This window comes from Candidatus Cloacimonadota bacterium, from assembly GCA_034722995.1.
Taxonomy (GTDB): domain Bacteria; phylum Cloacimonadota; class Cloacimonadia; order JGIOTU-2; family JGIOTU-2; genus JAGMCF01.
Window position 1 is genome coordinate 38,948 of the sequence record JAYEOL010000022.1, and the last position, 17,407, is coordinate 56,354.

A 17,407-nucleotide genomic window follows, 5' to 3' on the forward strand; every position below is an offset into this window, starting at 1 on the left:
CTATCTTTCTTAAGAAATTTTATGGGAAGATTTTTCTTGTGGATTGGACATTGATGTCAAGATAAAGTTAAAAAAGTGTTAAAAAATTGACATAGAAAATAGAATCATAAGAAAGTTTGTATCTAATATGAAAGAACTTTCAGATGAATATTGGATGAATATTGCATTAGAAGAAGCACAAACTGCCTTTGCAGAAGATGAAATTCCCATAGGTGCAGTTTTGGTATGCAATGATAAACTTATTGCCCGAGCTCATAATAGCACGCAGAGATTAAATAGTCCTCTGGCTCATGCAGAAAAATTAGTTATTGAATTGGCTCAACAGGAATTGGGAAAGTGGTTATGTGATTGCAGATTGTATATAACACTCGAGCCATGTGCAATGTGTGCTGGTGCGATTATTCTCTCAAGAATAAAATCAGTAATTTTTGGTACTTTTGATGAGAAAAACGGGGCATGTGGGTCTTTATATAATTTGCTTTCAGATAGGCGATTTAATCATAATCCCGAAGTAAAATCTGGTATTTTCGCAAAAGAATCCAGTGAACTCTTGAAGAGATTTTTTAATGAAAAGAGAATTTCAACCACCTGCCTTTTCACCCTTCGTCCCGATGAAATCGGGACTACGGAGAACGGGCGTTAAGACTACGGCAAGGCAGGCAAATTAACATAAATAATTGAAGTTAGGAGTAGAACGAAATGCGAAGAGAGTGAAATGCAGATCAGATATAGAAGTTTCCAACTCATATATGCTCCCCGCTCAATGCTCTACGCTCTACAAAAAGGAGAGGTGTCCGAGTGGCTGAAGGAGCACGCTTGGAAAGCGTGTGTTTTGGAAACGGAACCGCGGGTTCGAATCCCGCCCTCTCCGCCATACTTCGTTAAAACTTCGTATGGCAAGCCATTTTATTATAAGATTGAGCCACGAACTAACGCGAACTCGCACAAATTATTATAATATCTATTTTGTACGGTAATATTATATTTTATTCGTGCCAGTTCGTGTATGTTCATGGCTAAAGAAGTTCTTGGAGAGATGCCAGAGTGGTTGAATGGGACGGTCTCGAAAATCGTTTTCCCGATTATCGGGAACGTGGGTTCGAATCCCACTCTCTCCGCCATAATTCGTTAAAACTTCCACTCGCCATCCAGATGTATCGGGATGGAGGAGGAGTGTCGTATGGCAAGCCATTTTATTATAAGATTGAGCCACGAATTTACCCTGTCAGGCTCGGCCAGTCTTGGCGGGGCCAAGCCCCGACAGGCGCCCAGACGGGTGAAATAATCCTGATATATCAGGATTATTTCACCGGGTATGCACTAACTGACACGAACAGAATATAATAATAGTTCTGGTAAAAATAAAACATCAGGTTTCCCCAAAATGATGCTGGAGATGAGATTGATATTAATGGTATAAAAAAATGAATTAAAGCTTTGACAAAAAGGTGAATAAATTTGATATTTTAAAAATATACAGAAAAAACTTAAAGAAAGGATACTATGAAAAAATTTATGGTATTAATATTATCTTTGACTATGTTATTTATAGTTAATTGCTCATCAAGCACAGATAATAATCCCACAACTCCCTCTGTTACGATAACCCAACCTGTGGATGGAGATACACTTTTTACATCAACTACTTTGATAAAAATAGAAGTATCAGCCGATGAAGATATTGATAATGTTTCATTTAGTATAGATGATGAAGGGATATATACTGACCAGACCCAACCATTTGAATGCGAATGGTCTGATTTTTATTGGGCAGATGGGCAAAAGCATACTATTGAAGCAACAGCCTATGATATTAATAATATTCCGGGATCTGATAACATAACTATTACAGTCTCAGAAGATGCTAAGAGATATCCCACATTACTGGAGCCTGAAGATAGTAGTGAAGTGCAAAATCCGATAGAATTCAAATGGAAAAGTCTTCCTGATGCTCAGTACTATACTATGAAAATTGTAAAAGAAGACGATACCACCTTTACATTTATACAACAGACAACCGAAACTTTACCCCCTGCACACCCTGATACAACTCTCAATTTCAGTATTCCTGATACTGCTGGTCTTGGTCATTATACCTGGACAGTACAAGTCCAAAATATATGGACTCTTTGGAGTGAATATAGTCCACCTTTCCATTTTATTTTAACGGACGAGTAAGTCTAATTTAAAAATGCATCTATTTTTAATATTGTTGCCCAAACAATTTATTAAAGTAATTAAATAGTGTGAACACAAAATAAACTTTCCTGTATAGAATAAAGATTGATAAAAATTCATACTAATAATTTAAAAAAAAGTAATCTTGTATACACTTATCTGTCAAGAAATCAGAGCCCTTTTAAATTTTTTGCAGTTTTCTTCTTAAAGAAAGCATATCTGTTTAATAATATAAGAGCCTTGTAGATACCCAATTTTTGACGAATAAAAACAGTTACTTATGTTTTAGATTTTTGTAAAATAAGAATGAAGAGGGAAAGAATAATACTTCATTATAATCAAAAACATCACAGATTTATTAAGATTTTTTAACTTAATAAAATTTCTTGGTTGACAAGAAATATTTTTTTTGTGTTTTTGGAGATGTGTTTGTAATGATTTTTATTGGTTTTTTTTCATGTCTTGAAAATATTTTAGTCATTTTTGCCCGATTTTTCATTAAAAAAGTAATTTATATGAGGAGTTATGTTTGAAATCAAAATTTTAAAAACGAAAGATCATCTAAATGAAACAATAACAAAAAATTCAATTGTTGATTTTCTCTATGAACATTTAGACCGTTTTAGAGATACCAAAAGTGCAATTTCTAAATCTATTGATTATGCTTTTTCCAAAGAAAGCGGAAAAGGTGGATTTATTCTTACTGCAATAGAAAAGGGAAAAATTGTAGGAGCTGTTGTAATAAATAAAACTGGAATGACTGAATATATTCCTGAAAATGTTTTAGTTTATATTGCGGTTCATAAAGATTATAGAGTAGTTAAGGGTATAGGAAGATATCTTATGGAAAAAGCGCTTGATATTTCGGAGGGAGATATTTCTTTACATGTAGAATATGATAATAAAGCTGCAATAAAACTTTATAAAAGAATTGGTTTTTCAACAAAATATGTTGAAATGAGATATAAAAAATGTCAGAAGTAATTATTAAAAAAAACAGAATTATTAGTAACATTGATAAAATTAATACATATTTGGGCAATAATAACATCAAGTGGTCATTAATTGTAAAAGTTCTTTCCGGTCATAAAGAATTATTGCATTCGATACTTTCAAATCCTCTGATAAAAAAGGTCCATTCGATCGGTGATTCAAGACTCTCAAATTTGAAAGTAATAAAGAAAGTCGCTCCGGACATAGTTACAATGTATATCAAACCTACTGCTATCAAAAATGTTAAATCTGTCATCAAATTCGCAGATATTTCATTTAATACAACTCTTTCAACTATTTTAGCATTAAATGAAGAAGCAAAAAAAAACAATAAGATTCACAGAATAATTATCATGATTGAAATGGGAGAATTAAGAGAAGGAATTATTCGGGAAAATATTGTTGATTTTTATTCAAATATCTTTGAACTCTCCAACGTTAAAGTTATTGGTTTAGGAACTAATTTAGGTTGTATGTATGGAATTGAACCGACTTATGATAAATTGATACAATTGTCGCTTTATAAACAATTATTAGAAACGAAATTCAATAAAAAATTAAACCTGATTTCCGGAGGGAGTTCCATAACACTTCCATTAATAGGAAAGCACAAAATTCCAAAAGCTGTAAATCATTTCAGAATAGGGGAAGCAGCATTTTTTGGGACATCTCCTTTTAATAATAAAAAATTTCGCAATTTTTCTACTGAAGCATTTGAATTTAAAGCAAACATTATTGAATTAGAGGAAAAGGAAGTTGAACCTGATGGTATAATAAGTGATGGCAGTGTTGGTCATATAAAAGAAGCGGGAAAAGATGCTTCATTTCCAAAAAGTTATAAAGCTATTCTCGATTTTGGGATTTTAGATGTTGATGTGAATGAACTTACACTAAAAGATAAAAATATAAATTTCATTGGAACTACTTCCGATATGACTGTTTATGATATAGGTCCTAATTTAACAAAATTTCAAAGAACAAAATATAGAGTTGGTAAACAGATAAGTTTTCATCCCAGTTATATGGCTGTTGCAAGATTGATGAGTTCGAAATTTGTTGAAAAGAAAATTGTTTAAACAATATTTTCGCAAAATTTAGAATATTTATATGAGTTCTGCAAAATTAAGGAAAATTTCAAAAACCATTAAAATGGTTGAAACTTTCTTTTCGTTTCGTTGTTACTTCCCACAACTGATCCGTTTGAGCCGGAGTAAACAGTTGCGGGTTAATTCAATACATTATATGACATTATCCGGCAGTTGTCGGATCAACTGTGGGACAAAATATAACATAAACCAAACAACAACCGCTTCAGCGGTTTCCACTTCTATTTTGCAGAACTCATTAAGTTAAAAAGAATTGGAGGAAAGATGAAAGAAGGAATAATTTTTACAAGGCGCGCCTCAGGACTCGTTAGAGAATTATCCTGGTTTGATGTATTTATTTTTGTTGTTGCAGGTCCTGCTGCATCCGGTGTTATGTTCTATTCTGTATCAACGGCAGCAGATTTTCCGGGAGCAAGTTTACCTTTAGCTTTTTTGATCGGGCTTTTCATTTTTTTACCGATTATGCTATTAGTTGCAATTACTTCAGCAACAATGCCGCGTTCAGGTGGTTTATATATTGCGATTAGTAGAGTTTTAGGACCAACAATGGGTTTCATAAGTTCCTGGCTATTATTTATTGGATATGGAATTTCCAGTGGAGTTCTGGGTTATCTTGTGGTTGGTTTGATAGGTTCGGGATTTTCTACAGCAGCCTTAAGCAGCGGAATTGGCTGGTTAGCGAATGCAGGAAAAATAATGCAGACCTCAGCAGGTCAACTTGTCGGTGGAACTATCTGGGTAATTTTCTTCTGGTATATAGCTTACACAGGAATTAGAAAAGTTAAAAAAATAATGCGGATTGCTTTCTTTATTCCTTTAGTTGGGACAGTAATCGCAATTTTTTGGTTTTTCCTTTCTGGTGGAATCGAGAGTGTATCTGCTGCTTTTAATCAAACATGGGGAGCAGGAGCATTTGAAGCCATTCAACAAAAAGCTGCTGAATTGGGTTGGAAAGCTCATAACTTTAACTGGGGAACAACCATCAGTTCTCTTATCGTAGTAATCTGGGCATATTCCAGTATTACGATTATCAACTATGCAGGCGGTGAAATAAAAACTCCCAAAACCAGTATGATAAGAGGTTTTATGCTGGGAACTATTTTTGTGGGATTGTTTTATGTGATAATTGTAGTTGCTGTTTATAAGGCATTCGGAAATTTTATAGGTTGCTACGATTTTCTTTTTGATAATCATCCAAAAGTTCTTGCTGGAATTATGGGAGAAACTGTTAAACCATCCATTCCTTTCTATTTTATGTCAATTGCCAAAAATGTCTGGTTCGGCTTGATCGTTGCAGTTTCCATAGCCTTATGGTTTGCAAATTCCATTCTTCCCGGATTTCTTGCAAATTCCAGGTTAGCTTTTGCTTTAGCAATGGATAAATCATTTCCGAAATCACTTGCAAAAGTAAACAGAAAAACAGGTTCTCCCACAAATGCTGTTCATTTGAATGCGGTTTTCTGCTTTATCGGCGTTTTGATAATGCTGCTTTCTGTAAATGTGATTCTTTCGATATTAACAGTTACCACCTTTTTTATTTTCTGGCCATATGGTTTAAGCGCAATGTTGCTTCCATATCATAAACCGGAGATTTATAATCGTTCACCGGTAAAATGGGAAATCTTCAAAATTCCGGTCATGAGTATATTAGGTGCATTTACATTTATTGTTGGCTGGTTTTTTATCTATCTGTCTATCAGAAATTTCTCACCAGTTATAATGCTAACCTTAATTGGTGTGATGTTGATTGGAATGGTCGTTTATTTAGTTCAGCAAAATAAGAACAAAAAAGATGGTGTGGATGTGAGTAAAATATATTCACAAATTCCACCTGAATAGAGGAGTTTATTTTTGGCGAAATTATTCTTTTCAGTTGATGTTCACGGCGCAAATAGTGTTTGGAGAAAATGGCTGCGGATTCCCGAACTTTATGGAGTTGATGCACTTCTATTATGTGGTGATCTAACTGGAAAATCACTTGTTCCCTTAATTGAAAAAGGAAAAGGTAAATACAATGCCTATTATTTTGGGAGAAATTGGACTCTGGAAAAAGGAAAAGAAGCGGATGAAATGGAAAAGCGAATTCAGGATGCAGGAGCTTATACATTGAGATGCAATTCCGACAAAATTAAAGAACTTGAAAATAATCCTGAACAAGTTGAAAAACTGATGATGCAAATGATAAAAGATAGAATTCATTATTGGATGGAAATGCTCATCGCTAAGATCGATCTTTCCAAAGTTGATGTAGTTGCTATGCCCGGAAATGATGATGATCATGAAATCGATGAAGTTATAAAATCCTTTGGAGATAAAGGAGTAATTTGGTGTCTGGATGATGCAATTGATATTCTGGGAATTCCTACTATAAGTCTCGATTATGTAAATCCAACTCCGTGGGACACACCAAGAGAAGATAATGAGAAAGGAATGAAAAAACGTCTTAAGAAACTTATTAAAAAACTCGATGACCCATCTCAATCAATTTTCAATTTTCACGCACCTCCCTATGGAACCATGCTCGATCTTGCTCCAGAACTCGATGCAAATAAAAAACCGGTAACTGTTGCCGGACAGGTAAATTTTGTGCATGTCGGCTGTAAAGCTGTTACAGAAGCTATTGAAAAATATCAGCCATTAATTGGGCTTCACGGACATATTCACGAATCATACGGTCATGATAAGATCGGAAATACTCCGGTTGTGAATCCGGGCTCTGAATATGGCGAAGGAATTTTGCGTGGATTTATTGTCGAAATAAAAGATAAGAAAATTATCAATTATTGGAAAGTAGAAGGTTAATGATGATCGCCAAAGATATTCCCTGTATTCCTGATGGAATTGAAATCAATGAAAAATCTTTAAGAAAGCAAGAATCCGCTTTTCTGAAAGTCCTCAATGAAATTATGGAAAAAGCAAAAGAATTTGATGTCACAATACGAGTTGTCGGTTCACTTGCTTTCCGAATAAAATGCCCTGATTATAAATATATAGAGTACGAAAATCAACACTATCTCGCTGATATTGATTTTATTACTTATTCAAAAGAGATTATAAAAGTTCAGGATGTCTTTTTTGAACTTGGCTGGACAGAAAATCAAAATATTTTAAGACTGTTCGGTGATAAAAGAAGAATTTTCTATCATCCTGATGAAAACATTCATTCAGATATTTTCATTAATAAATTGAGATTTTGTCATGAAATTGATCTTAAGAAAAGATTAAAAATCGATTATCCAACAGTAAGTTTGATTGATCTACTTTTAGGGAAGCTTCAAATTGTCGAAATTAACAAGAAGGATTTAGTAGATACGGTGGTTCTTCTCAGCCAGTTTCCAATTTCCAAAACAGACAATAATACTGATGAGATAGACGGACATTATTTAGCAAAATTATGTTCCGGAGATTGGGGCTGGTGGAAGACAGCAACTTCCAACATCGAAAAGACAAGAAAATTTGCTAATGAACACCTTACTAAAAATGACGCCGATAAAGTAAAAGAAAAACTAGATATTTTATCTCGTCTAATAGAAGAGAAACCTAAAACTTTGAAATGGAAAATGCGTTCTAAAATTGGTGATAAAATGAAATGGTATCGAGAAGTTGAAGAAGTTGAGAGATGATAACCAAAATTAATAATTAATAAAACTAGGAGAAAAAAATGTTTTCAAAAAATGAATTATGTAAAACATTTATTAATGATGTTAATGAACATCCGGAAAGAATAAATGTTTCGATTGAAAGAATCGAAGAAGTATTAAAAATGGTCATAGGAGAAGAAAAAGCAGAAAATATCTGTAATAATAAGTTATTCAATGTTAAGAATAAACGAGCACAAATAGAAGAGGAAAAAGCTAATTCGATTTGTGATTTAATATTAGAGAATATCAACTATGATCAACTGCAAAGAATAATATTAATGTTTCAGGATTCGGAAATTTCAACACAAGAAGCAATTGAACTTCATGAGAAATTTAAAATTCCTGTATCTCACCTTGAAAAAGATATTATTCCTGTTCGTGGAGAAGGTGCGTGGATTGTAAGTAATCAAGGAAAAACATATTTAGATATGGATAGTAACTATAGTGCTACAAATCTTGGTATGAATAATGAAGAAATTGCCAAAGGATTATATAATCAGGCATCTCAATTAATTTCTATGAAAGAAGATAGAGTGCACATCCCCAGATCTCGATTTCTGAAAAGAATCATGGGAATGATGCCAGAAGGACTTACGAATTTTTATTGGCAAAATAGTGGTGGTGAAGCTGTAGATAAATCAATCAAGATTGCAAAAGCCTTCACTGGTCATCGTGGTGTCATTGCATTAGAAAATGGCTTTCACGGTAGAACTCATGGTGCTTTAGCTGTAACTTACAATTTAAAGTATAGAAAACCCTTTGGATTGGAGAATGAAGATTGGGTTCATTTTGTTAAACCGGGAGAGATTGATGAAATAGAAGATTTGTTTAAAGAAAATAAAGCAAGATCAATTATTTTAGAACTGGTACAAGGAGAAGAAGCTGGTATTAATCCTCTAGAGAAGGGCTTTGTTAGCAGGATAAGAAAAATATGCGATAAATACAATGGAGTAATGATTTGTGATGAGGTGCAAACCGGTTTTGGTCGCGTAGCAGAAAAAGAAGGAGAATGGTTCGCAAGTCACACTTATAATGTTATTCCTGATATTATGGTAATTGGAAAATCATTCGGTGGCGGATATCCTGTTACTGCTGTAGTTTCAAACGATAAAATATCCGATGCAATGAAAGGCGGATATGATGGTTCAACATTCGGAGGAAATCCAATGGCTATGGTTGCTGCTCTGATAGCAACGAGACAAATGCGGGAATTGAATATAACAAAAAATGTTGTAGAAAGGTCTAAGCAGATTTTTGATGGATTAGACAAAATTGACAAAAAATTTGATATTTTTTCAAATCCACACGGTATGGGAATGATGATCGGTTTTGATTTACCTTCAGCAGATGATGTAAACAAATTCCAGGATTTACTTGTTAAATATAGAGTTAAATCATCATTATCAACGAATAACACTGTTAGATTTCTTCCTCCTTTGATTCTTTCTGAAATTGAAGGAAAATTTTTATTATCTGCAATTGAGAAAGCATTAGAAGACATGTAATTCATGAATAAAGGGGAGAAAATTAAACTCATAGATTTCCGACAGAAATTACATAAAAATCCAGAGCTTTCAGGAAAAGAAAAAAATACATCCGAATATATTATTGAGATATTGAAAAAACTCTCTCCGGACGAAATCATCACTAAAATTGGTGGATTTGGAACTGCTGCAATTTTTGATTCAAAGAAACCCGGAAAAACAATAATGTTCCGTGCGGAACTCGATGCTTTGCCTATCATTGAATCAAATAATTTTTCTTATAAAAGCGGGAATACCGGAGTTTCGCACAAATGCGGTCACGATGGACACCTGACAATCCTTGTCGGACTTGCAGAGAAAATAAAACTGGAAATCAGCAATCTAAGAGGGAAAATTATCCTCTTATTCCAACCAGCAGAGGAAATAGCAGAAGGTGCAAAACTTGTTCTAAAAGACCCAAAATTCAGATTACTCAAACCAGATTTTATTTTTGCGTTTCATAATCTTCCCGGATTTGAAAAAGGTTCAATAATTCTTCGCAAAGGTATTTTTGCATCATCTTCTAAAGGAATGATAGTAAGATTAAAAGGTGAATCTGCTCATGCTGGACAGCCCGCAAGCGGCAATAATCCAGTTCTTGCAATGATTGCTATCATTAAAGGCTTGATAGCAATTCCACAGAAGTTTACTTCTTTAAACAATTCTGCTCTGATAACAATAATTCACGCGAAATTAGGAGAAAGGGCTTTCGGTACTTCGCCTGGATATGCTCAAGTTATGGCTACATTCCGTTCTCACAAAGATGAAGATATGAAAATTATGACTCAAAAAGCAATTTCACTTGTAAAAGAAAAAGCAATAACAGCTAATTTGGATTATGAAATAGAATGGGTTGAATATTTCCCGGCAATTGTTAATAATGATGAATCTGTAGATATTATCGAAGCTGCTGCGAAAAACCTCGGGAAAAAGATCATATATGAAAAACATCCTTTCGCCTGGACTGAGGATTTTTCCTATTTTACACAAAAATTCAAAGGAGCTTTTTTCGGTTTAGGTTCAGGGAAAGATATTCCGCAACTGCATAATTCAAACTATGATTTTCCCGATGATATTATTGAAGATGGGATTAACATCTTTTTTGAAATAATAAATGAGGTTCAAAGGAGAAAATGAAAAAGATAATGCATTCTTCTTACATAGAATTAGATCAGAAAGCTCTCAAGCAAAATATAAAATATCTAAAAAAAAGATTTGGAAATTCCGTGAAGTTTGCATCGGTAATAAAAGTAAATGCTTATGGACACGGGATAAAAGAATTTATTCCAATGGCAGAATCATGCGGTATAGATTATTTTGCCGTTTTTGATGCTTATGAAGCTGAAATAGCTTATAAAGTAAAAAATCCCAATACAGCATTGATGATTATGGGAATGATAGACAATTCTGATTTGAACTAGGCAATTAAAAATGATATTTCTTTCTATGTTTTTGAGTTAGATCGTTTGGAGCAAGCAATAAAAACTGCAAAAAAAATAAATAAAAAAGCGAAAATTCATATTGAATTAGAAACAGGACTAAACCGAACAGGATTTGAAAACGAGGAGCTGGAAAAAGCTGTTCATTTAATCCTGAAGAATAGAGAATATCTTTTTATCGAAGGTATTTGCACTCATTATGCAGGAGCAGAAACAATTGCAAATTATGTTAGAGTTCAAGAACAATTTAAACAATTCAATAAACTTACTCGTTTGTTAGCAGAAAAAGGAATTGTTCCAAAATATCGTCATACTGCTAGTTCGTCTGCTGCTCTAATTTATCCTCACTCACGGATGGATATGGTTCGTATCGGAATTGCTCAATATGGTTTCTGGCCAAGTATGGAAACAAAAATGTATAATCTACTTGATGATGATACAAAGTTTACCCGTGACCCATTACATCAGATTCTTCAATGGAAAAGTAAAATAATGAGCATAAAAATTATAAAACCAGGAAAATTTATTAGCTATGGAAACTCATTTCTAACCACAAAAACAACAAAAATTGCCACTATACCTATCGGTTATTTCCACGGATATCGACGTAGCCTGAGTAATGTTGGTTTTGTATTGATCGGAGGTAAAAAAACACCTGTTATTGGTATGGTTAATATGAATATGTTCATTGCAAATGTAAGCTCAACTCCAGAAGCACAAAAAGGTGATGAAGTGGTGTTAATTGGTAGACAAGGGAAAAATAAAATCAGCGTAGCATCTTTTTCAGAATTATCAAATTTTGTGAATTATGAACTGCTCTCCAGATTGCCTATGGAAATTCCTAGATATGTAACTAATAACTAATTATAAATAATATATCTCTTTTATGTTCGACATCATTATTAAAAACGGAACCATCTATGACGGAACTTTATCAGAACCTTTTGTTTCTGATATTGGAATAATTGGGGATAAAATAGATGCTAAAAGCTTACTGTCTATATTCTGTTTGTGATGGTTCAAAACTTATTGGCTATCTTAGTGTTATAAGTGATGGAATTGCTGATGCTTTTTTGGTAAACCTAATGGTTCATCTAGAATATCAATATCAGGGTAAAGAAATTGGAAAACCAATGATAATCCGTCCTATTTTAGATTTGAGTTTAGATTTGAAGGATGAATGTGTTAAGTGTAGGCAGATTTTATTCAATACTGAATTATAGACTTTTTATAAACAGTTTAGTTTTCATATTTTAAAAGCAGGCATCATTGACAATGGTAAAATGAAGTTGCCATTTTAGATGCTAAACTCTCCACCTAAATCTTTTAAATCCGAAAGAGGATAAACCTGTTTCTACCCACCAACTGACAGGTATCCCTTCCCCGATTTACTCGGGGATAATTGTGGATGGCTTTTCATCCTTCGCAGTAGCACTGCTACGGAGAATGGATATCCCCAATCAAAATAAAGTGAAAGTTATTTCCAATGGGAAAGATCTATTTCTAAAGCCCTTACTTTTTTTAAAAAAGTTAAACGAAACTCAATTTTTGGTAAATTAGAAATCGAAATAATCAAATTCTTTTGAAATATTACCTTTAATAGATTTTCTTAACTCTCTAATTTTATTGAAAGACATTTCTGATAGTTTTATTTTAGGAGTAATAAAAATTTTTACTTCTATGTTATCGGGAAAAGGAATATTGTCTAATTCTAAATCTCCTATCCGGGAAGGTATTATGAATTGTTTTTTTATCATCTAAAGTCATCACACGAAGAAATTTGTCACCCAACTCAGGGATTATACCCAAAAAGGATATCTATTACCTTCCTGTCTTTCTACTTTAATTGGTTTCTCTAAAACCCGAATATACTATTCCTTTTTAAGATAAGGTCGTTTTATCAAAAACTTACTTTCAAAATATTTGGTCCGCCAACTGGCGGATATTTTAACATCACATACCTTATTTACTGAAGTTTTTGTTCATAATAAAAGAATTTCTGTCTAACTAATAATTATACTGCATATTCCAGTCTAACATCCTATCTTATTCGTTAACAACTCAATTATATAATGCAAGTTACCAAAATAAATAAATGAGAGAAAACTTGTATTATATTTAATCAAAATAATTTATTTAAAAAGAAGTGTAAATTAAAAAGAATTAATTTTTGCTTGACATTAAAATTTAAAGAGACAATTTCAGTGTACTTTTCAATGGAAAAGTGAAAAATGAGAAAAAAAATAATTATTATAATACTTGGTTTTTTGTTTTTGCCAACATTATACTTTTCTAATGAAGTTGAATCCATACCTGATTTGTCATTCAGGCTTGATTTACCGGTTCTTAGAATATTAACTCCTGAATCTACAATATTAGAATGTGATTCTAATGAGACAGATGATGTATTTGGTCCCATGAAAAAGAAAGGGGATAATCCCTCAAAGAAAGGTGAAGAAGAGCAGCGCATAGAGCGTCGTGGTCATAGAATACGAATTGTTGTGCAAAAAAAAGGCAAGAAATCAATAATCCAGGGAAGATAAGCAATTCCTTTTATTGCTGTAAAAATAGCTGGCTGAAATATCAGTTTAGCTATTTTTCTATAAATTTTGAAGATTAATAAAACAAATAAATAAGGAAGGATAAAAATCTATGTATGATATAAGAGATTTAAGCCTAGCCAAAAAAGGATTAGAAAGAATCCAATGGGCTGAAAAAAATATGCCCGTAATACGAAAAATACGAACAAGATTTGAAAAAGAAAAGACCCTGGAAAATATTAGAATTGGAAGCTGCTTACATGTAACTACTGAGACTGCTAATTTGATGCGGACTTTAAAAGCAGGCGGAGCTAAAGTCAGACTTTGTGCTTCTAATCCACTTTCAACTCAAGATGATGTTGCTGCTGCACTTGTTAAATATTTTGATATTGATGTTTATGCAATCACTGGTGAGGACAATAAAACTTATTATGAGCACATTGACAGCGTATTGGAATTTAATCCGCAGATTACACAAGATGATGGCTGTGATTTGGTTTCAACAATTCATTCAAAATATCCTGAAAAATGCAAAGATGCAATTGGTGGTAGTGAGGAAACCACTACAGGTATAATTAGACTTCATAGTATGCATAATGATGGTGCTTTGAAATATCCAATCATTGCAGTAAATGATGCAAAAACAAAACATTTTTTTGATAACCGTTATGGCACTGGACAAAGTACAATTGATGGTATTATAAGAGCTACTGATATGCTTATTGCCGGTTCTACTGTTGTAATTGCTGGTTATGGCTGGTGTGGAAGAGGCTTTGCAATGCGAGCTAAAGGTATGGGTGCAAATGTCATTATCACAGAAGTTGACCATCTGAAGGCAATTGAAGCTGTATTAGATGGTTTTCGTGTGATGAAAATGATTAATGCAGTCCCCCTTGGCGACCTGTTCGTTACTCTTACAGGAGATATAAATGTTATTGATATTCATCATATAAAGAAAATGAAAGATGGAGCGATTATATGCAACTCCGGACATTTTGATGTGGAAATAAATTTAAAAGAATTAAATAAAATTTGTGAGAGCAAGAAAAAAGTCAGAGAATTTGTTGATGAATATAAAATTGATGGCAAGAGTATCTATGTTTTAGCAGAAGGAAGACTGATAAATCTGGCTGCTGCAAACGGACATCCTGCTGCTGTTATGGATATGAGTTTTGCTAATCAATCTTTAGTTGCTGAATATTTTGTTAAAAAATTCAAAAATGGTGAGAAATTACCAATTAAAGTAATGCCTGTTCCTAAAGATATTGATGACCATATTGCTGAACTTAAACTTGAATCTATGAATATAAAGATAGATGAGCTGACAAAAGAGCAGAAGAAGTATTTAGCCTCCTGGTCAATTGGAACATAAATAAAATGATATAATTCAAATTACAAATAACTTGATATGAAGTATGCTGATATTGCCAAAAAGTGGAAAAATTTTAACAACTGGAAGACAGCATATACATTAACCCGTATTAGCAAGATGTCTCCTGAAGAAAGGGTAAACGAATATTTTGCCTTGATGTTGACTTTCTACAGATTACATCCTGAAGAAAAAGGCAAGATTCATTGGGATAAGATGGAATATTACCAAAATTTACAAAAGAAATTTACATCATGCAAAAAACATTAAGAAAGATCATCAGCCATTTAAGTGAAAATAGGGTAGAGTATGCTGTAATTGGAGGACTTGCTAATTCTTTTTATGGTAATCCACGAGCAACACAAGACATAGACATTCTGATTAGTTGTGAGAATAACAGACAATCTTTACTCATAAGCCAATTAGAAAGGCAATATACAATTTTACCCAAGAATCCTCTTGAATTTATCCAGCAAACAAAAGTTTTACCTATAAAGGATAAACAAACTAATGTTACAATTGATTTAGTCTTTTCTTTGATATCCTTTGAAGATGCCGCTATAAAGAAGGCAAAAAAGATAAAGATATTTGATATTGACACAAGAATAATAACTCTGGAAAATTTGATAATAATGAAACTTGTTTCAGATAGGATAAAGGATATTGATGATGTTAAATTTTTAGTGAAAAGCAATATGGAAAAAATTGATTGGAAATATTTAGAAACAGAAGTGGAGGAGCTCTCACTTCTTTTAGAGACTAATACAATAATGAAAAAGTTCAATGAGTTCAGAAAGGAAGGAAGATGAATCAGAGTAAACACATATTTACTTCTGAATCGGTCACAGAAGGACATCCAGATAAAATTGCTGACCAGATTTCTGATGCAATTTTGGATGAAGTTTTACGATGTGACTCCGAAGGCAGAGTTGCCTGTGAGACATTTGTTACAACAGGATTGGTGTTAGTCGGTGGAGAAATAACAACAAAATGTTATGTTGATATTCCCAAAATTGTAAGAGAAACTGTTAAAGAGATTGGTTATACTAAACCAGAGTTAGGATTTGATTATCGGACAACTGCTGTATTATCTACAATCAATAGGCAGTCTCCTGATATAGCATTAGGTGTTAATAAAACAGATACTCACGAACAGGGTGCAGGCGACCAGGGTATGATGTTTGGATATGCTTGCAATGAAACTTCAGAGCTTATGCCTATACCAATAATGTTAGCTCATAAATTAGTGAGAAGATTAGCTGAAGTCAGGAAAGATGGAATACTAATATACTTAAAGCCAGATGGTAAATCTCAAGTGTCTATTGAATACGAAGATGGTATTCCACAAAGGATTGTTGATATTGTAATATCTGCTCATCACTCACCTGATATAGAAATTGGACAACTGAGAAACGATATATCAGAACAAGTTATTAAACATGTAATATCGTCAGATTTGTGGAATGAAGATATTAAGATTCATATTAATCCAACTGGTAGATTTGTAATAGGTGGTCCGATGGGTGATACTGGCTTGACAGGCAGGAAGATAATTGTAGACACTTATGGAGGTAAAGGGAGTCATGGCGGAGGATGTTTCTCAGGCAAAGACCCGTCTAAGGTTGATAGAAGCGGTTCTTACATGGCAAGATATATTGCGAAAAATATAGTTGCTGCCAATCTTGCGACAGAATGCGAACTGCAATTAGCTTATGCCATTGGCGTGCCAGAACCAGTAAGTGTAACTATAGATACATTTGGGACTGGAAAGATACCTGATGAAGAATTAGCAAGAATCGTCAGAAAAGTCTTTCCGCTTAAACCTGCTGAAATTATTGAATATTTAAATCTAAAAAGACCAATTTACAAAAAAACAGCAGCTTACGGCCATTTTGGTAGAACAGAAGAGACTTTTACATGGGAAAAAGTTGACAAGGTAAAAGAAATAAATAAATATTTAGTCTGATTTACTTACTAAAAAGGGCTAAGCAACATGAATAATAATTCTGAAGTTGCTGAAATTTATGGTGATTTGGATATTCCAAATGATGGAACAAAATGGTATGCAATTTATACCAAATCACGGCACGAAAAGAAAGTGGCAAAAAGTTGCAAAGATTATAAAATATCATATTATTTGCCTTTGCAGGACAGTATTAGACATTATAAAAACAGAGTTGTTATTTTTAAAAAACCATTATTTTCAAGCTATATCTTTTGTAGATGTGATTCTAAATCTAAAAAAGATTTATACTATACAGGTCATATATGTAAATTCATAGAAGCATTCAATCAGAAAAAATTTATCAGCGAATTACAACAAATATATAATATAAAAGAACAAAGTGCTAATTTACTTCCACATTCTTTTCTAAAAAAAGGAAAAAGAGTTAAAATTATAAGAGGTCCTTTTAAAGATTTTGAGGGAAAAATATCACATTATAAGGGGAAATACAAATTTGTTATCAACCTTGAATTAATCAAACAAGCTGTAGCTGTTGAAATTGATACTCGGGATATCTATTTAGTCTAAATTTTATTTAATAAATTATGTAATTTGCATAATACTAATCAGTTGCGAAAAATAAAAATTGCAACTGACGGGGACGAAGTGCGCC

At 33.0% G+C, this 17,407-nt stretch carries 17 protein-coding genes, 2 tRNA genes and 1 pseudogene; 19 read left to right on the plus strand and 1 reads right to left on the minus strand.

Annotated elements, in window-relative coordinates:
* The first annotated feature begins 127 nt into the window (after positions 1-127).
* The 13 genes and pseudogenes from U9R23_02825 (at position 128) to U9R23_02885 (ending at position 12,103) form a co-directional block, all read left to right on the plus strand.
* Entirely contained in the window at positions 128-643 is a 516-nt protein-coding gene (locus U9R23_02825; protein ID MEA3475369.1) for a nucleoside deaminase, read from the plus strand.
* A gap of 141 nt (positions 644-784) precedes the next feature.
* A tRNA-Ser gene (locus U9R23_02830) sits at positions 785-874 on the plus strand.
* A 156-nt stretch (positions 875-1,030) separates the two neighbouring features.
* Positions 1,031-1,121 (plus strand) — tRNA-Ser (locus tag U9R23_02835).
* 382 nt (positions 1,122-1,503) lie between these two features.
* Positions 1,504-2,178, plus strand: a complete 675-nt coding sequence (locus U9R23_02840; protein ID MEA3475370.1) for an Ig-like domain-containing protein — start codon at positions 1,504-1,506, stop codon at positions 2,176-2,178.
* A gap of 525 nt (positions 2,179-2,703) precedes the next feature.
* A complete protein-coding gene (locus U9R23_02845) occupies positions 2,704-3,162 on the plus strand; it encodes a GNAT family N-acetyltransferase (GenBank protein ID MEA3475371.1) in 459 nt (152 codons plus the stop codon).
* On the plus strand, positions 3,150-4,247 hold the full coding sequence (locus tag U9R23_02850; GenBank protein ID MEA3475372.1) for an alanine racemase: 1,098 nt from the start codon (positions 3,150-3,152) through the stop codon (positions 4,245-4,247). Before U9R23_02845 ends, U9R23_02850 begins: the two co-directional genes overlap by 13 nt.
* A gap of 294 nt (positions 4,248-4,541) precedes the next feature.
* Positions 4,542-6,116: an APC family permease gene (locus tag U9R23_02855; GenBank protein ID MEA3475373.1), complete on the plus strand. Its 1,575-nt coding sequence runs from the start codon at positions 4,542-4,544 to the stop codon at positions 6,114-6,116.
* 12 nt (positions 6,117-6,128) lie between these two features.
* Entirely contained in the window at positions 6,129-7,079 is a 951-nt protein-coding gene (locus U9R23_02860; GenBank protein MEA3475374.1) for a phosphoesterase, read from the plus strand.
* A complete protein-coding gene (locus U9R23_02865) occupies positions 7,079-7,900 on the plus strand; it encodes a hypothetical protein (GenBank protein ID MEA3475375.1) in 822 nt (273 codons plus the stop codon). The genes U9R23_02860 and U9R23_02865 overlap by 1 nt, the downstream gene beginning before the upstream one ends.
* Before the next feature lie 38 nt (positions 7,901-7,938).
* The gene (locus tag U9R23_02870) at positions 7,939-9,423 is read left to right on the plus strand and encodes an aminotransferase class III-fold pyridoxal phosphate-dependent enzyme (protein MEA3475376.1); all 1,485 of its coding nucleotides are present in this window, start codon (positions 7,939-7,941) and stop codon (positions 9,421-9,423) included.
* Positions 9,424-9,426: 3 nt separating this feature from the next.
* Entirely contained in the window at positions 9,427-10,578 is a 1,152-nt protein-coding gene (locus U9R23_02875; protein ID MEA3475377.1) for an amidohydrolase, read from the plus strand.
* An 8-nt stretch (positions 10,579-10,586) separates the two neighbouring features.
* Positions 10,587-11,744: pseudogene (gene alr, locus U9R23_02880) on the plus strand (alanine racemase).
* A gap of 116 nt (positions 11,745-11,860) precedes the next feature.
* Positions 11,861-12,103: a hypothetical protein gene (locus tag U9R23_02885; protein ID MEA3475378.1), complete on the plus strand. Its 243-nt coding sequence runs from the start codon at positions 11,861-11,863 to the stop codon at positions 12,101-12,103.
* A gap of 333 nt (positions 12,104-12,436) precedes the next feature.
* On the opposite strand, the gene U9R23_02890 is transcribed toward U9R23_02885, so the two are convergent.
* A complete protein-coding gene (locus U9R23_02890; protein ID MEA3475379.1) occupies positions 12,437-12,637 on the minus strand; it encodes a hypothetical protein in 201 nt (66 codons plus the stop codon).
* Positions 12,638-13,111: 474 nt separating this feature from the next.
* Here U9R23_02890 and U9R23_02895 point away from each other — a divergent pair, with 474 nt between their 5' ends.
* From U9R23_02895 to U9R23_02920, 6 genes are all read left to right on the plus strand, one after another.
* Positions 13,112-13,423: a hypothetical protein gene (locus tag U9R23_02895; GenBank protein MEA3475380.1), complete on the plus strand. Its 312-nt coding sequence runs from the start codon at positions 13,112-13,114 to the stop codon at positions 13,421-13,423.
* A gap of 109 nt (positions 13,424-13,532) precedes the next feature.
* The gene (gene ahcY / locus U9R23_02900; protein MEA3475381.1) at positions 13,533-14,792 is read left to right on the plus strand and encodes an adenosylhomocysteinase; all 1,260 of its coding nucleotides are present in this window, start codon (positions 13,533-13,535) and stop codon (positions 14,790-14,792) included.
* A 36-nt stretch (positions 14,793-14,828) separates the two neighbouring features.
* Positions 14,829-15,059 carry a hypothetical protein gene (locus U9R23_02905; GenBank protein ID MEA3475382.1) on the plus strand — a complete coding sequence of 77 codons (231 nt, stop codon included), beginning with the start codon at positions 14,829-14,831 and terminating at the stop codon, positions 15,057-15,059.
* The gene (locus tag U9R23_02910; protein MEA3475383.1) at positions 15,044-15,598 is read left to right on the plus strand and encodes a DUF6036 family nucleotidyltransferase; all 555 of its coding nucleotides are present in this window, start codon (positions 15,044-15,046) and stop codon (positions 15,596-15,598) included. The genes U9R23_02905 and U9R23_02910 overlap by 16 nt, the downstream gene beginning before the upstream one ends.
* The gene (metK, locus tag U9R23_02915) at positions 15,595-16,755 is read left to right on the plus strand and encodes a methionine adenosyltransferase (GenBank protein ID MEA3475384.1); all 1,161 of its coding nucleotides are present in this window, start codon (positions 15,595-15,597) and stop codon (positions 16,753-16,755) included. The genes U9R23_02910 and metK overlap by 4 nt, the downstream gene beginning before the upstream one ends.
* Positions 16,756-16,782: 27 nt before the next feature.
* A complete protein-coding gene (locus tag U9R23_02920) occupies positions 16,783-17,322 on the plus strand; it encodes a UpxY family transcription antiterminator (protein ID MEA3475385.1) in 540 nt (179 codons plus the stop codon).
* Positions 17,323-17,407: the final 85 nt, after the last annotated feature.